At 68.0% G+C, this 15447-nt stretch carries 15 protein-coding genes; 7 read left to right on the top strand and 8 right to left on the bottom strand.

The window, feature by feature from the left end; genetic code table 11:
* The first annotated feature begins 148 nt into the window (after positions 1-148).
* Positions 149-775: a 50S ribosomal protein L25/general stress protein Ctc gene (locus JOE67_RS03335; protein WP_204974140.1), complete on the top strand. Its 627-nt coding sequence runs from the start codon at positions 149-151 to the stop codon at positions 773-775.
* Positions 776-879: 104 nt separating this feature from the next.
* The gene (pth, locus tag JOE67_RS03330; RefSeq protein WP_204974139.1) at positions 880-1458 is read left to right on the top strand and encodes an aminoacyl-tRNA hydrolase; all 579 of its coding nucleotides are present in this window, start codon (positions 880-882) and stop codon (positions 1456-1458) included.
* A gap of 27 nt (positions 1459-1485) precedes the next feature.
* Here the strand turns inward: pth and JOE67_RS03325 are convergent, their stop codons facing one another.
* The 8 genes from JOE67_RS03325 to sdhC form a co-directional block, all read right to left on the bottom strand.
* On the bottom strand, positions 1486-1887 hold the full coding sequence (locus tag JOE67_RS03325) for a hypothetical protein (RefSeq protein WP_338041481.1): 402 nt from the start codon (positions 1885-1887) through the stop codon (positions 1486-1488).
* A gap of 179 nt (positions 1888-2066) precedes the next feature.
* Positions 2067-3071: a tryptophan--tRNA ligase gene (gene trpS, locus JOE67_RS03320; protein WP_204974138.1), complete on the bottom strand. Its 1005-nt coding sequence runs from the start codon at positions 3069-3071 to the stop codon at positions 2067-2069.
* An 85-nt stretch (positions 3072-3156) separates the two neighbouring features.
* Positions 3157-4050 (bottom strand): exodeoxyribonuclease III, encoded by an 894-nt coding sequence (locus JOE67_RS03315; protein WP_204974137.1) that lies wholly within the window; start codon positions 4048-4050, stop codon positions 3157-3159.
* A gap of 10 nt (positions 4051-4060) precedes the next feature.
* A complete protein-coding gene (locus JOE67_RS03310; RefSeq protein ID WP_204974136.1) occupies positions 4061-5143 on the bottom strand; it encodes a YhjD/YihY/BrkB family envelope integrity protein in 1083 nt (360 codons plus the stop codon).
* A gap of 68 nt (positions 5144-5211) precedes the next feature.
* Positions 5212-5976, bottom strand: coding sequence for a succinate dehydrogenase iron-sulfur subunit (locus tag JOE67_RS03305; RefSeq protein WP_204974135.1), 765 nt, complete (start codon positions 5974-5976; stop codon positions 5212-5214).
* A gap of 2 nt (positions 5977-5978) precedes the next feature.
* Positions 5979-7784, bottom strand: a complete 1806-nt coding sequence (gene sdhA, locus JOE67_RS03300; protein WP_204974134.1) for a succinate dehydrogenase flavoprotein subunit — start codon at positions 7782-7784, stop codon at positions 5979-5981.
* 17 nt (positions 7785-7801) lie between these two features.
* Positions 7802-8245, bottom strand: coding sequence for a succinate dehydrogenase hydrophobic membrane anchor subunit (locus JOE67_RS03295; RefSeq protein WP_204974133.1), 444 nt, complete (start codon positions 8243-8245; stop codon positions 7802-7804).
* Positions 8245-8679 (bottom strand): succinate dehydrogenase, cytochrome b556 subunit, encoded by a 435-nt coding sequence (sdhC, locus tag JOE67_RS03290; protein WP_338041480.1) that lies wholly within the window; start codon positions 8677-8679, stop codon positions 8245-8247. Before sdhC ends, JOE67_RS03295 begins: the two co-directional genes overlap by 1 nt.
* 189 nt (positions 8680-8868) lie before the next feature.
* Between sdhC and JOE67_RS03285 the strand changes: the two genes are divergently transcribed.
* The 5 genes from JOE67_RS03285 to JOE67_RS03265 all read left to right on the top strand — a co-directional run bounded on the left by JOE67_RS03285 (position 8869) and on the right by JOE67_RS03265 (position 15442).
* Entirely contained in the window at positions 8869-9981 is a 1113-nt protein-coding gene (locus JOE67_RS03285; RefSeq protein ID WP_204974131.1) for a mannose-1-phosphate guanylyltransferase, read from the top strand.
* A gap of 156 nt (positions 9982-10137) precedes the next feature.
* Positions 10138-11238 (top strand): BMP family lipoprotein, encoded by a 1101-nt coding sequence (locus JOE67_RS03280; protein ID WP_338041479.1) that lies wholly within the window; start codon positions 10138-10140, stop codon positions 11236-11238.
* 66 nt (positions 11239-11304) lie between these two features.
* A complete protein-coding gene (locus tag JOE67_RS03275) occupies positions 11305-12858 on the top strand; it encodes an ABC transporter ATP-binding protein (protein ID WP_204974130.1) in 1554 nt (517 codons plus the stop codon).
* A complete protein-coding gene (locus JOE67_RS03270) occupies positions 12855-14153 on the top strand; it encodes an ABC transporter permease (RefSeq protein ID WP_204974129.1) in 1299 nt (432 codons plus the stop codon). The genes JOE67_RS03275 and JOE67_RS03270 overlap by 4 nt, the downstream gene beginning before the upstream one ends.
* On the top strand, positions 14150-15442 hold the full coding sequence (locus JOE67_RS03265; RefSeq protein WP_204974128.1) for an ABC transporter permease: 1293 nt from the start codon (positions 14150-14152) through the stop codon (positions 15440-15442). The genes JOE67_RS03270 and JOE67_RS03265 overlap by 4 nt, the downstream gene beginning before the upstream one ends.
* Positions 15443-15447 lie beyond the last annotated feature (5 nt).

Here is a 15447-nt window from a genome sequence, read left to right as displayed (position 1 = left end):
CGCATCCGTTATCGACGCGGTGACGTGAGCCCGGTGGTCGGCTGGATGATTCAGCCGCACAGCGTCTCGCCTCCTCGTGTCCGCACCCGAGGCTTCCGAGACCATGACCATCGCGCGGCCCCGTCCCGCGTGCCTGAAGGAGAACAACATGTCTGACGAGAACAAGGTCGTCGCCGAGACCCGCACGAGCTTCGGCAAGGGCTTCGCCCGCCGCCTGCGCGCCGCCGGCAAGATCCCTGCTGTGATCTACGGCCACGGCACCGACCCCGTGCACGTGGCCCTGCCCGGCCACCAGGTGTCGCTCATCATCCGCCGCGCCAACGCGCTGCTCGACCTCGACATCGACGGCACCTCGCAGCTCGCCCTCGTGAAGGACGTGCAGAAGGACCCGGTGCACCAGATCATCGAGCACATCGACCTCCTGGTCGTGAAGAAGGGCGAGAAGGTCTCGATCGACCTGCCCGTCGTCCTGACCGGCGAGTCGTTCGCGGGCACCATCGCGAACCTCGACGCCACGACCCTCGCGGTCGAGGCCGAGGCCACCCACATCCCCGAGAACGTCGAGGTCTCGGTCGAGGGCCTCGAGGAGGGCGCGCACATCACCGCCGCCGACGTGAAGCTGCCCAAGGGCGTCACGCTCGTCGCCGACCCCGAGACCCTCGTGGTCGCGATCTCGGTCCCGGCCGCGCCGGTCGAGGACGAGGCTGAGGGCGACGCTGCGGCTCCGGCCGAGGACGCCGCTGAGGCTCCGGCCGAGGACGCCGCCGCGGAGTGATCCGCTGACGATCCTGACGGAGGGGGCGCGATCTGATCGCGTCCCCTCTGTCATATCCCGTCGTCGTCCACCATCCCCGATCCGCCCGCCCGAGAGGAACAGGCATGACCACCACCTGGCTGATCGTCGGCCTCGGCAACCCCGGCCCGCGCTATGCGCCGACCCGCCACAACATCGGGCAGATGGTCGTCGACGAGCTGGCTGATCGTCGCGGTGAGCGGTTCCGTGAGCACAAGGCAGGGGCACGTGTCGTCGAGACGCGCCTTCGGCCCGGCGGCGATCGCATCGTCCTCGCCAAGCCCAACTCCTACATGAACACCTCGGGCACGCCGGTCGCTGCTCTCGCGCGTTTCTACTCGGTCGAGCCCGAGAACGTCATCGTCGTGCATGACGAGCTCGACATCCCGTTCGACAGCATCCGCCTGAAGGTCGGCGGCGGCCATGGCGGGCACAACGGAGTGCGAGACATCGCGCGCACCCTCACGACCCCCGACTTCCTGCGGGTGCGCGCGGGCATCGGCCGTCCGCCCGGTAGGCAGGACCCCGCCGACTGGGTGCTCGCGCCGTTCGGCTCAGTCGAGTCGAAGACGCTGCCGATCTTCATCTCGGATGTCGCGGATGCTGTCGAACAGCTCGTAGACGAGGGCCTTCTGGCGGCCCAGCAGCGGCATCACTCCCGCTGAGCGGCCGTGCTCGGCGCGTCTCGCGTCTCAGACCGTCGAGCCGAAGGCGATCCCGTTGCCGATGCCGTACAGGAGGGTGACGGCGAGGAAGAAGAACATCGGGCCCAGTACCGCGATCACGATCGCCGCGATGCCCATCCCTCGTCCGCGACGGCGGCCGATGGCGATGATGCCGGCGACGATCGCAAAGAGCCCGAGCGCGGTGCCGAGCCAGAACATGATCTCCGCCCACAGCGTCTCGATGCGGGCGGGGGAGAGAGCGGCGATCACGACGTCACCGCTCACGCTGACGAGTTGATCGATCGAGACGACGAGTCCGATCTGAAGAGCGAGCACGCCGGCGACGACCGGGGTCACGAGCGTCGCGACGAGCGCCGACGCGAGCGCCAGCGCTCCCGTCCGGCGCGACGAGGGCGTCGGTGCGGGCACCGCATAACCTCCGACCGGAGCGTGATAGCCGCCGACCGGAACGCGATAGGCGCCAGGTGGCGGCGCCTGCGGTACGGGCGCACCGAAACCCACCGCAGGCGCCTGCGGTACGGGCGGAGCTCCGTCCGCGGGTGGCACGGAGCCTCCGGGCGGAATGAACGGATCGGACATCTCGCTCCTCAGACGCGGCGCAGCAGGCCGACGCGGTCGTAGACGTCTGCGAGGGTGGCGTCTGCCACGGCGTCCGCCTTCGCCGCGTTCACGGCGAGCAGGCGGTCGAGCTCTGCGGGGTCGTCGAGCAGCGCGTTCGCGCGCTCGCGCACAGGACCGAATTCGTTCACGACGACCTCGGCCAGGCCCTTCTTGAAGTCGCCGTAACCGCGGCCCGCGTACTCGTCCTCGATCGATCCCACCTGCCGCCCGGTGAGGGCGGCGTAGATCGTGAGCAGGTTCGAGACACCCGGCTTGTTCTCGCGGTCGAACCGCACTGATCCTTCGTTGTCGGTCACCGCGCGCATGATCTTCTTCGCCGACTTGGCGGGGTCGTCGAGAAGCCACAGCACTCCTGCATCGCTCTCGGCGGACTTCGACATCTTCGACGTCGGGTTCTGCAGGTCGTAGATGCGCGCGGTGTCCTTCTGGATCACCGGGGTGGGTACCGTGAAGGTCGTGCCGAACCGGCTGTTGAAGCGCTCGGCGAGATCGCGCGTGAGCTCGACATGCTGCTTCTGATCGTCGCCGACCGGCACCAGCTCGCTCTGGTAGAGCAGGATGTCGGCGGCCATCAGGACGGGATAGGTGAACAGGCCCACCGAGGTGGAGTCCTGGCCGTAGCGCTGCGACTTGTCCTTGAACTGGGTCATGCGGCCGGCCTCGCCGAACCCCGTGATCGTGCTGAGGATCCACGCCAGCTCGGCGTGCGCGCGCACGTGTGACTGCACATACAGGGTCGACTTCGACGGCTCGATGCCCGCGGCGATGTACTGCGCGGCGGTGCGGCGCGTCTTCTCGCGCAGCTCTTCGGGCTTCTGCGGCACGGTGATCGCGTGCAGGTCGACCACCGAGAAGAAGGCGTCATACGCGCTCTGCATGTCACGCCACTGCAGAAGCGCCCCGATGTAGTTGCCGGCCTGGAGGGAGTCGGCGGAGGGCTGCATTCCGGAGTAGAGGCGTGGTTTCGTCACGGGTCAATCCTATGGGGCTGTGTCATGCGCATCCGCCGGGTGGTGCGGGTGCCGTCGACCGTCCGGGCGGGTGATCGTGTGGTGCTCAGTACGTGTAGTCGACGATCACGGGGGCGTGATCGCTCCAGCGCTCTGAGTAGGTCGCGGCACGTGCGACCGTGTAGCCGGTGGCGCGCGCGGCGAGGGGCGGGGTGGCGAGGTGATAGTCGATCCGCCATCCGCTGTCGTTGTCGAATGCCTTGCCGCGCATCGACCACCACGTGTACGGGCCGGGTACAGGGCCGTGGTGCGCTCGTCCCACGTCGACCCATCCGAGTCCCAGACCGCCGCCCTCCGTGGCGAACGAGCGGGTGTCGCTCAGCTCACCGACCATGCCGCGGCCGATTCCCTCCTGTCCGAGCACGGCCTCGCCTGCGGCCCCCAGGAAGCGATCGAAGTACGCGCGCTCACGCGCGAGGAAGCCGGACTTGCGCACGTTGCCCTTCCAGTTCAGGATGTCGAAGGGCTGGTGGCCCACGTTGAGGTCTCCCGTCACGAGCGCGTGGGCGTCATCGGCGCCCAGCTGCGCCATGCGCGACCCCATCGCGTCGAGGAACTTCCACTTCTCGATCTGCTTCGGGGTGTCGGCCTCGCCGGAGTGCACGTAGGCGCTGACGACAGTCAGCGGCATGCCGCCGATCTCGAAGTCCGCCTCGAGCCAGCGGCCGGCCGAGTCGAAGTCGTCGGCACCCAGCGCGGTGCGGGAGGCGAGAGCGGGGGTCCGGCTGAGCACGGCGACGCCTGCGCGGCCCTTCGCCGTGGCGGGGTCGTGCAGCATCGACCAGTCGGGGAACGCTTCGAGAAGGTGCTCGTCCTGACCTCGCACCTCCTGCAGGGTCAGGATGTCGACATCCGCCGTCTCCAGCCAGGAGTGCATGCCGTTGCGCACGGCCGCACGGATCCCGTTGACGTTGACAGAGGCGATACGCAGATGAGGCATGGCATCCAGCCTAATGAGAGCTGCCGACACTGCTGCCCTGCTCCGCCTCATCCAGCTCCGCCGCCGCATCCGCCCACTCCGCCTGCGCGATGAGCAGCTCGGTGCGACGCGCTCGGCGATGCCGCCATGACGCCCGCTGCAGCTCCGCGCCGGCGGCCCGCACACGCTCACGGGCCTGACGCTCTGCGTCGACCAGGTGTGCTCTCTGCACCGCAGCGGGATCGGGTCGCTCGAGCGGCTCGTCGCGATCGTGCGCACTGAGCGCGATCCAGGTGGCCGCCAGAAGGATCAGCACAGCGACGATCCGGCACCACAGCAGCAGCGCTACCATCACGGCGAATGTCGCCAGCAGCGGATTGCCCGGACTGTGCGCGAACAGCAGGCCGGCGCCGAGCTGAGACGCGGCCACCAGGACGCCGCCCAGCGTCGAGCCCGGCCAGATCCGCCGCCAGCGGATCGACGTCCCGGTCAGGAACCGCACGAGAAGAGCGATCGCGGTCGCGTCGATGGTCACGATGACGAGCACCGACGAGGCGCGCACGAGCGCGGCGTACGGCACGCTGCCGATCTGCCAGCCGAGCAGCTCGAGCAGGCCGCCCAGCGCCCAGACCCCGGCTACCGAGAGCACGGCGCCGACGAGCAGGGCGATGCCGAATGCGAGCGCGCCGAGCGCGTCGCGCAGCTTGAGCAGCATGTAGCTGCGCGAGTCGAAGGGAAGGCCGAACATGTTGCGCACGGCGCGTCGGGTGAAGGTGACAGCGCCGATCGCCGCCCAGATCGACACCGCGGCCGCGATCGCGCCGGTGACGGTGAAGCTGCTGGTCGCCGCCACGGCGATGTCCCGCACATCCTCAGGCCTGGCGAGACCGGTGCCCGCCTCGTCGATGATGCCGGGCAGGTAGCTGTTCGCGATCCGGATCAGAGCTTCGACGGCGGGCTCGCTGCCGCCCAGCCACACACCCGCCACGGCGAACGTCACGTAGACCAGCGCCGACAGCGCGAACAGCGCCTGATAGGCCATGCCGGCCGAGAGCAGGAAGCCGTTGCGGCGCAGGAAGCGCCGCCAGACGCGCACGGGGAAGAGCTCCGCCACCCGCTGTCCCCATACAGCAGCGCGCCCGGCTGAACGAGTCAGTCGGGCGCGCATGATGCTGTCTGCGCTCAGCGGCCGCCGCGCAGCACTGCCTGCTTGACCTCGGCGATCGCCTTGGTCACCTCGATGCCGCGGGGGCAGGCCTCGGTGCAGTTGAAGGTGGTGCGGCAGCGCCACACCCCCTCCTTGTCGTTGAGGATGTCGAGGCGCACGTCTCCGGCGTCGTCGCGCGAGTCGAAGATGAACCGGTGGGCGTTGACGATCGCCGCCGGGCCGAAGTACTGGCCGTCGGTCCAGAAGATCGGGCACGACGAGGTGCACGCGGCGCACAGGATGCACTTGGTGGTGTCGTCGAAGATCGCGCGGTCGGTGATCGACTGCACGCGCTCCTTGCCCTTCTCGGGCGTCGAGTTCGCGATGAGGAAGGGCTGCACCTCGCGGTAGGAGGCGAAGAACGGCTCCATGTCGACGATGAGGTCCTTCTCGAGCGGCAGGCCCTTGATGGCCTCGACGTAGATCGGCTTCGAGATGTCGAGGTCCTTGATCAGCGTCTTGCAGGCCAGACGGTTACGGCCGTTGATGCGCATGGCGTCGGAACCGCAGATGCCGTGGGCGCAGGAGCGGCGGAACGAGAGCGAGCCGTCGACCTCCCACTTGATCTTGTGCAGAGCGTCGAGCACGCGGTCGGTCGCGTAGAGCTCGACGTCGTAATCCACCCAGCGCGGCTCCTCGTCGACCTCGGGGTCGAAGCGGCGGATGTTGAAGGTGACCAGGAAGGACTGCACCCCCGAGTCGTTGGCGGCGTCGGCTGGTGCCTCTACGACATCGGTCATGATCAGTACTTCCTCTCCATGGGCTGGTAGTTCGTGACGACCACGGGCTTCCAGTCCAGCTTGATGTGGTCCGAGGCGTCGGAGGAGTGCGCGTCTCCCACCAGGTAGGCCATCGTGTGCTTCATGAAGTTCTCGTCGTCGCGCTTCGGGAAGTCGTCGCGCATGTGGCCGCCACGGCTCTCCTTGCGGTTGCGGGCTGCGTAGACGACGACCTCGGCGATGTCGAGCAGGAAGCCCAGCTCGACGGCCTCGAGCAGGTCGGTGTTGAAGCGCTTGCCCTTGTCGTCGACGTGGATGTTCTTGTAGCGCTCGCGCAGCTCCTCGATGACGCCGAGCACGTGGGTCAGCGACTCCTCGGTGCGGAACACCTGGGCGCCCTTGTCCATCTCGTCCTGCAGCTTCTTGCGCAGCACGGCGATGCGCTCGGTGCCCTGGTTGTTCCGAAGACCCTCGACCATGTCCTTGACGAAACCGGCGGGGTTCTCGGGCAGCGGCACGAAGTCGGCGGTCTTGACGTACTCGACGGCGTTGCGTCCTGCCCGCTTGCCGAACACGTTGATGTCGAGCAGGGAGTTGGTGCCGAGGCGGTTCGAGCCGTGCACCGACACGCACGCGCACTCGCCGGCCGCGTACAGGCCGGGGACGACGGTCGAGTTGTCGGAGAGAACCTCGGCGTCGTTGTTGGTCGGGATGCCGCCCATCGCATAGTGCGCCGTCGGCATCACCGGGACGGGTTCGACAACCGGGTCGACACCGAGGTAGGTGCGCGCGAACTCGGTGATGTCGGGGAGCTTGGTCTCGAGCACCTCGGCGCCCAGGTGCGTGCAGTCGAGCAGCACGTAGTCCTTGTGGGGGCCGGCGCCGCGTCCGTCGAGCACCTCCTGCACCATGCTGCGCGCGACGATGTCTCGCGGGGCGAGGTCCTTGATGGTCGGGGCGTAGCGCTCCATGAAGCGCTCACCCGAGGCGTTGCGCAGGATCGCGCCCTCACCACGGGCGCCCTCGGTGAGCAGGATGCCCAGGCCCGCGAGACCCGTCGGGTGGAACTGGAAGAACTCCAGGTCCTCGAGCGGCAGGCCCTTGCGCCAGACGATGCCGACCCCGTCGCCGGTGAGGGTGTGCGCGTTCGACGTGGTCTTGAAGATCTTGCCGAAGCCGCCGGTCGCGAAGATCACGGCCTTGGACTGGAAGACATGCAGGTCGCCGGTGGCGAGGTCGTACGCGACGACGCCAGCGACCTGCGTGGCGCCCGAGGCGTCCTTCACCGTGATCAGGTCGAGGACGTAGAACTCGTTGAAGAAGTTGATGCCGAGCTTGACGCAGTTCTGGAACAGCGTCTGCAGGATCATGTGACCCGTGCGGTCGGCGGCGTAGCAGGCGCGGCGGACCGGCGTCTTGCCGTGCTCGGCCGTGTGGCCGCCGAAGCGGCGCTGGTCGATCTTGCCGTCGGGCGTGCGGTTGAACGGCAGGCCCATGTTCTCGAGGTCGATGACCGCGTCGATCGCCTCCTTGGCGAGGATCTCAGCCGCGTCCTGGTCGACGAGGTAGTCGCCGCCCTTGACCGTGTCGTAGGTGTGCCACTCCCAGTTGTCGTCCTCGACGTTCGCGAGGGCCGCAGCCATGCCGCCCTGCGCCGCGCCGGTGTGCGAGCGCGTGGGGTACAGCTTGGTGATCACGGCGGTCTTCGCGCCGGGGCCCGCCTCGATGGCGGCGCGCATGCCGGCGCCGCCGGCGCCGACGATGACGATGTCGAACTGGTGGTAGTGCACCCCGTCGCGCACGACGGAGTCAGAGGTCTGCGTAGTCAATGATCTGCCTTCTTCGCTTACTTGCCCAGTGCCTGGCAGGTCTCCCACATCGAGCCGTCCTCGAGGACGCCCGCGCAGGGGTCGAACGTGAACACCACGAGGGTGCCCAGGATGATGAGGAGCGCCGCCGCCAGGCCCAGCGCCCAGACGAGAGCCTTGCGGGCCTTCTCGTGGGTGACGTAGTCGTTGACGATGGTGCGCATGCCGTTCGCGCCGTGCAGCAGCGCGAGCCACAGCATCAGAACGTCCCACCACTGCCAGAACGGCGTGGCAAACTTGCCGGCGATGAACGCGAAGTCGAGCTGGTGGATGCCCTCGTCGACCATCAGGTTCACGAAAAGGTGGCCGAAGATCAGCACGACGAGCAGCACGCCCGAGCCGCGCATGAACAGCCATCCCCACTTCTCGAGGTTGACTCCGCGCTGACGACGGGCGACGGGCACAGCGGTCTGCGTGGTCATCAGTGACCCCCTCCGAATCCGGCGAACGCGAGCGACAGGTGGCGCGGCACGAAGCCGAGCATCACGACCGCCCACAGGCCGAGCACGATCCAGAACAGCTGGCGCTGGTACTTCGCGCCCTTCGACCAGAAGTCGACGATGATGATGCGCAGGCCGTTGAACGCGTGGAACGCGATGCCGGCGACCAGCACCACCTCGCCGAAGGCCATGACCGGGTTCTTGTAGGTGCCGATCACCGCGTCGTACGCCTCAGGCGACACGCGGATGAGCGAGGTGTCGAGGACGTGCACCAGAAGGAAGAAGAAGATCGCGACGCCGGTGATGCGGTGCAGCACCCACGACCACATGCCTTCGCGGCCCCGATACAGTGTGCCGCGCGGGGACCGTGACGTGGTCTCCGAAATCGACGGTGTCAAGCGTGTGCTCGTGGACACGTCGTCCTCCCTGATCGATGAGACGTCGTGCATGCATCCGGGCACGCCCGACCTCACTCATCCTATTCCTGTCAGAAGGCTGGGTGCGACGAAGGGCACCCTTAGCCGCAGATCCCCGTCTCACGGTCGGGGGTCAGGCGGACGGGTGCCGCGGAGGGCGTCCCGATCGGCCCGGCTAGGGTGTGAGGCATGTCACGAATCGATGACTTCTACGCGGTGATCCCCGCGGGCGGGATCGGCAGCAGGCTGTGGCCGCTGTCGCGGGCGGATGCCCCCAAGTTCCTCCACGACCTGACGGGCTCGGGCCATTCGCTCCTGCGCGATACGTGGGACCGGCTGGCGCCGCTGGCGGGGGAGGACCGCATCGCTGTGGTGACCGGCCGCGCGCACCGCGCGGCCGTGGAGGCGCAGCTGCCCGGCATCCAGGATGCCAACGTCTTCCTCGAGTCCGAGCCGCGCGAGTCCGCTGCGGCGATCGGGCTCGCAGCCGCCATCCTGCACCGGCGCGACCCCGATGTGATCATCGGCTCGTTCAGCGCCGATCACGTCATCCGCGGCACGCGCGTGTTCGAGTTCGCTGTGCGAGACGCCGTCGAGGTGGCACGCGAAGGGTACATCTGCACCATCGGGATCACCCCGACAGAGCCGGCCGTCGGCTTCGGGTACATCGAGAAGGGGGCTGAGCTCGTCGTCGACGGCGCCCGCGAGGCGGCCCTCGTGAACCGCTTCGTCGAGAAGCCCGATCTCGAGACCGCGAAGGCCTACGTCGCCGACCGAGCCCATCTCTGGAACGCAGGCATGTTCATCGCCAAGGCGAGCGTGCTGCTCGACGAGCTGCGGGAGAACGAGCCGGAGCTCCACGCCGGTCTCATCGAGCTCGCCGAGGCGTGGGACGACCGCGAACGCCGTGGGCCCGCCGTCGACCGCATCTGGCCGAGGCTGAAGAAGATCGCCATCGACTACGCCGTCGCCGAGCCCGCTGCGGAGCGCGGGCGTCTCGCCGTCGTTCCCGGCCACTTCGACTGGGACGATGTGGGCGACTTCGCCTCGCTCACCAAGCTCATCACCAACGGGCGCAAGAACGACCTCGCCGTGCTCGGGCCGCGCGCCCGGGTGCTGTCGGATGCGGCGAGCGGGATCCTCGTGTCGCAGACGACGCGTGTGATCAGTCTCGTCGGAGTGCAGGACATCGTGGTGGTCGACACCGACGACGCGCTGCTGGTGACGACGGTCGAGCACGCCCAGCGGGTCAAGGGGGTCGTCGAGTCGCTCAAGCTGACCGGTCGGGACGACGTGCTCTGACGTGTCCTGTGAGGCACGGCCAAGCGCACTCGCGGGTCATGATTGCGGATTTGTAACCTTTCGCCAGCACTTCGGGGCCGGGCGTGCACGAATCCCGTAACACTGGGTAACCTCGATCGATCCGCGATGTCCGCGGAACTTTCCCGGGAGGCATGAGTGTCCATCTCCATCACCAAGAAGCTGCTCGGCGTCACAGTCGCCGCCGGTGTCGTTCTGAGTCTCGCCGCCTGCGGCCAGGCTCCCGCTGACAAGCCGTCAGGCGACGGCGACAAGCCCGCTGCATCCGACTTCCTGCCCTGCATCGTGTCCGACATGGGCGGCTTCGACGACAAGTCCTTCAACCAGCTCTCGTTCGAGGGTGCGAAGAAGGCCGCCGACGAGCTCGGCGTCGAGCTCAAGGACGTGCAGTCGAACGCCGAGACCGAGTACGGCCCCAACGTGACGAACCTCGTCGACGAGGGCTGCGACGCGATCGTCGCCGTCGGCTTCGCGCTGTCGCAGGCGACCGTCGAGGCGGCGACCGCGAACGAGGACATCGACTTCATCCTGGTCGACGACGCGGCAGACAACGACTTCAACGGCGAGAAGGACGCGGCCAACGTCAAGCCGCTGCTCTACAACACGGCTGAGGCCGCGTTCCTCGCGGGCTACCTCTCGGCCGGCTACTCGAAGACCGGCAAGGTCGGCACCTTCGGCGGCATGGAGTTCCCGACCGTCACGATCTTCATGGACGGCTTCAAGCAGGGCGTCGACCACTACAACGAGGTCAAGGGCAAGGACGTCAAGGTCGTCGGCTGGGACGGCAAGACCGGCTCGTTCACGGGCGGCTTCGAGGCCAACCCCGACGCCAAGCAGGTCGCTGTCAACATCCTCAACCAGGGCGTCGACGTGATCCTGCCCGTCGGCGGCCCGATCTACCAGTCGGCGCAGCAGGCCATCAAGGAGTCCGGCAAGGACATCGCCCTGATCGGCGCGGACGCCGACCTCTTCGTCACCGACCCGAGCACGAAGGACGTCGTGCTCACCTCGGTGCTGAAGGCGATGGACCTGTCGACCTACCAGGCCGTGCTCTCCAGCGGTGAGGGCGAGTTCGACGCCGAAGCGTATGTCGGCACGCTCGAGAACAAGGGCGTCGGCATCGCCGAGCTGCACAACTTCGCAGACAAGGTCGACTCGGGCCTGCAGGACGAGGTCACGCAGCTGCAGCAGGACATCATCGACGGCAAGGTGAAGGTCACCTCGTACCTGAGCAAGTAAGACCGTCCGGATCGGGGAGGTCGGCGAATGCCGGCCTCCCCGTTTCTGCCTGAATAGGATCAGAACATGAAGCTTGAACTGCGCGGCATCACGAAGAGGTTCGGCGCGCTGACAGCCAACGACCACATCGATCTCACCGTGGAAGCGGGTGAGATCCACTGTCTTCTCGGTGAGAACGGCGCCGGCAAGTCGACGCTGATGAACGTGCTCTACGGCCTCTACCAGGCGGACGAGGGCGACATCCTGCTGGACGACGTCGTCCAGAACTTCGCCGGCCCCGGCGACGCGATGGCCGCAGGCATCGGCATGGTGCACCAGCACTTCATGCTCATCCCCGTCTTCACGGTCGCCGAGAACGTCATGCTCGGCAATGAGCAGACGACGTTCGGCGGTCGTCTCGACCTGAACGCGGCTCGAGCACGGGTTCGCGAGATCTCCGACCGGTTCGGCTTCGACGTCGATCCGGATGCCCTCGTCGAAGACCTGCCGGTCGGCGTCCAGCAGCGCGTCGAGATCATCAAGGCCCTCTCCCGCGAAGCGCGGGTGCTCGTCTTCGACGAGCCGACCGCCGTGCTCACGCCGCAGGAGACCGATGAGCTGATGGCGACCATGCGCCAGCTCAAGGAGCAGGGCACCTCCATCGTCTTCATCACCCACAAGCTGCGCGAGGTTCGCGAGGTCGCGGACCGCATCACCGTCATCCGGCTCGGCAAGGTCGTCGGCGAGGCGTCGCCGACCGCGTCGAACGAGGAGCTCGCCTCGCTCATGGTGGGTCGAGCCGTCGAGCTGACCGTCCACAAGGAGACGCCATCCGTGCGCGGCAACGGGCTGGTGGTCAGCGACCTCACCGTCACCGACCCGGCTGGAACCGTCGTCGTCGACGGCGCCTCGTTCGAGGTGCGCGGCGGCGAGGTGCTCGCGATCGCGGGTGTGCAGGGCAACGGCCAGACCGAGCTCACAGAGGCCATCATCGGCCTGCAGGAGAACGTCCGCGGCAGCATCCGCCTCGACGGGCAGGAGCTCGTGGGCCGCACCGTTCGGCAGATCCTGGACGCGGGCGTCGGCTTCGTGCCCGAGGACCGCAGCGTCGACGGTCTGGTCAAGGAGTTCTCGATCGCCGAGAACCTCATGCTCGATCGCTCGCACGGCGCGCCCTTCGTCAAGGCCGGCACCGTGCAGCGCTCACTGCTGCACGACTTCGCCCACGACCGCATCGCTGAGTTCGACATCCGCACGCAGGGTCCGCACCAGGCGGCGGGCCGTCTCTCCGGCGGCAATCAGCAGAAGGTCGTGCTGGCTCGCGAGCTGAGCCGTGACCTCGCGCTGTTCGTCGCCGCACAGCCCACCCGCGGCGTCGACGTCGGCTCGATCGAGTTCATCCACAAGCGCGTCATCGAGACCCGCGACGCGGGCGTGCCGGTGATCGTCATATCCACCGAGCTCGACGAGGTGGCCGCCCTCGCCGACCGCATCCTCGTGATGTACCGCGGCCGGATCATGGGAATCGTCCCCGGCGACACGTCGCGCGAGAAGCTCGGCCTCATGATGGCCGGCATGTCCGAGACCGCGGCCGACACCACGGCGAGCCCGATCACCTCCACGAACGGAGAGAGCGCATGAGCGCGACCCAGACACCGGCACCGCAGACGCCGGCCCCGCTCGCCGAACCCGAGACCAAGGTCGCCCCCTCGCGCTGGCAGACCGCGCTGCAGGCCATCGTCACCGGCAACGGCATCATCTCTCTGCTGGCCGTGCTGCTCGCTGTCATCGTCGGATCGATCATGATCGCCGCGACCAATGAAGAGGTGCAGGCCGCGTCCGGCTACTTCTTCGCGCAGCCGGGCGACACCTTCGCCGCGATCTGGGAGGCCGTCACCGGCGCCTACGCCGCGCTGTTCCGCGGGGCGATCTACAACTTCAACGCCGAGACGTTCGACAAGGGCATCCGACCCCTCACCGAGACGCTGAAGTTCGCCACCCCGCTGATCGCCGCCGGTCTCGGCGTCGGTCTCGCATTCCGCGCCGGACTCTTCAACATCGGCGGCCAGGGGCAGATGCTGATGGCCGCAGCCGCCGCTGGCTACGTCGCCACCGCGATGGACCTGCCGATGGGCCTGCACCTCGTCGTCGCGATCGTCGCCGGCCTGATCGCCGCGGCGATCTGGGCCGGGATCGCTGGTCTGCTGAAGGCCCGCACCGGTGCACACGAGGTGATCACGACGATCATGCTCAATCACATCGCCTTCTATCTGCTGGCGTGGATGCTCGCCACGCAGGGCCTGCTGCAGGCCCCCGGTTCGAGCAACCCGAAGACCGCTCCGATGGCGGAGACGGCGGTGCTTCCGCAGCTGCTCGGACCCAGCTACAAGCTGCACGCCGGCTTCCTGCTCGCACTCATCGCCGTCGCCTTCACCTGGTGGCTGCTCGAGCGCTCGTCTCTCGGCTTCCGCTTCCGCGCGGTGGGTGAGAACCCCTCGGCGGCCAAGGTCGCCGGCATCGACGTCGGGCGCATGTACTTCGTCGTCATGCTCATCGCCGGCGCGCTCGTCGGCATCGCGGGCGTCAGCCAGGTGCTGGGCACCGAGGTGCGCGGCTTCAGCGGCGGCATCGACGCCGGCATCGGCTTCGACGCCATCACCGTCGCGCTGCTCGGACGCTCGTCGCCGATCGGCATCCTCTTCGCGGGCCTGCTGTTCGGCGCCTTCAAGACCGGCGGTTTCACGATGCAGTCCTCGCAGGGCATCCCGGTCGAGATCATCCTCGTCGTGCAGTCCCTGATCGTGCTCTTCATCGCCGCGCCGCCTCTGGTGCGCGCCATCTTCGGACTTCCCCAGCCGGGCCGTCCGAGCCGCAAGGCCAAGCGGATCGCCAAGGCCCGTCGCAACCAGACCGAGGGAAAGAAGGTGTCGGCATGAGCATCACCGCTCCCGTGACCGGTGCGCCGCAGGGCGACATCGACCAGCCGCGCGTCGTCACCGTCGTCTCGTGGAAAGCGCCGATCATCTTCGGCATCTTCACCGTGCTGTTCGCCCTGCTGCCGCTGCTCGTTCCTCGACCAGGCGACACGACCTTCCGGCTCGCCGAGCAGAACGCCGCGATCGCCGTGCCCGACGTGCTGCTGCCGGCCACCCCCACCGCGTGGATCGCGGTGCTGCTGCTGGCGCTGTGCACCGGGTACGCGGCCATGACGGTCAAGGCGCACCGTCGTCTGCCGCTCTGGCTGATCGTCGCGTACGTCGCGGTGCTGCTGATCGGCTTCCTCGCCTGGGCAGGCGCGGGCGCGACGCTGCCGATGATCGGACTGCTGGCGGGAGCCCTGGCGCTCGCTACTCCGCTCATCTTCGGTGCCCTCGGCGGCGTGATCGGCGAACGCGCAGGCGTCGTGAACATCGCCATCGAGGCGCAGATGCTCGCCGGTGCCTTCACCGCGGCTGTCGCCGGCTCGCTCGCGGGCACCCCGTGGGCCGGTCTGGTCGCCGCGATGCTGGCGGGTGTGCTCGTCGCTCTCGTGCTCGGCGTCTTCACGATCACGTACTACGTCGACCAGGTCATCGTCGGCGTGGTTCTGAACGTGCTCGTGATCGGCATCACCACGTTCCTGTTCCGTCAGGTGCTGGCCCCGAACACCGAGACCATGAACAGCCCCGACACCTTCTCGGTCGTTCCGATCCCGGTGCTGAGCGAGATCCCCCTGATCGGCCCGATCCTGTTCCAGCAGTCGTTCATCGTGTACCTCATGTACGCGGTCGTGGCGCTGGTCTGGTTCGGCCTGTACCGCACCCGGTGGGGTCTGCGTCTGCGCGCCGTGGGCGAGCACCCGCAGGCGGCCGACACGGTGGGCATCAAGGTCGCGGCGACCCGCTACCGCGCCGTGCTGCTCGGCGGTGCCGTGGCCGGCCTCGGTGGCGCGTTCTACACGCTCGTGTCTGTGCCCAGGTTCAACCAGGAGATGACCGCGGGTGCGGGCTTCATCGCCCTCGCCGCCGTGATCTTCGGCAAGTGGGACCCGATCCGCGCGACGCTCGCGGCGCTGCTGTTCGGCTTCGCCACCAACCTGCAGGGCGTGCTCAGCGTCATCGGCTCGCCGGTGCCCAGCCAGTTCATGCTCATGCTTCCGTACGTCGTGACGATCTTCGCGGTGGCCGGCCTGGTCGGGCGCTCCCGCCCGCCGGCAGCCGACGGCGAACCGTACATCAAGTCATAGGAGAA

Source organism: Microbacterium esteraromaticum (genome assembly GCF_016907315.1).
Lineage (GTDB): Bacteria > Actinomycetota > Actinomycetes > Actinomycetales > Microbacteriaceae > Microbacterium > Microbacterium esteraromaticum.
Note: the sequence above shows the minus strand (reverse complement) of the source record. Positions and strands in the feature narration are given on the sequence as shown.

Coding starts and splice junctions, on each gene's coding strand:
- JOE67_RS03335 (WP_204974140.1), top strand. CDS start 149: ATGTCTGACGAGAACAAGGTCGTCGCCGAGACCCGCACGAGCTTCGGC.
- pth (WP_204974139.1), top strand. CDS start 880: ATGACCACCACCTGGCTGATCGTCGGCCTCGGCAACCCCGGCCCGCGC.
- JOE67_RS03315 (WP_204974137.1), bottom strand. CDS start 4,050: ATGCCTCATCTGCGTATCGCCTCTGTCAACGTCAACGGGATCCGTGCG.
- JOE67_RS03305 (WP_204974135.1), bottom strand. CDS start 5,976: ATGACCGATGTCGTAGAGGCACCAGCCGACGCCGCCAACGACTCGGGG.
- JOE67_RS03295 (WP_204974133.1), bottom strand. CDS start 8,245: ATGACCACGCAGACCGCTGTGCCCGTCGCCCGTCGTCAGCGCGGAGTC.
- JOE67_RS03285 (WP_204974131.1), top strand. CDS start 8,869: ATGTCACGAATCGATGACTTCTACGCGGTGATCCCCGCGGGCGGGATC.
- JOE67_RS03275 (WP_204974130.1), top strand. CDS start 11,305: ATGAAGCTTGAACTGCGCGGCATCACGAAGAGGTTCGGCGCGCTGACA.
- JOE67_RS03270 (WP_204974129.1), top strand. CDS start 12,855: ATGAGCGCGACCCAGACACCGGCACCGCAGACGCCGGCCCCGCTCGCC.
- JOE67_RS03265 (WP_204974128.1), top strand. CDS start 14,150: ATGAGCATCACCGCTCCCGTGACCGGTGCGCCGCAGGGCGACATCGAC.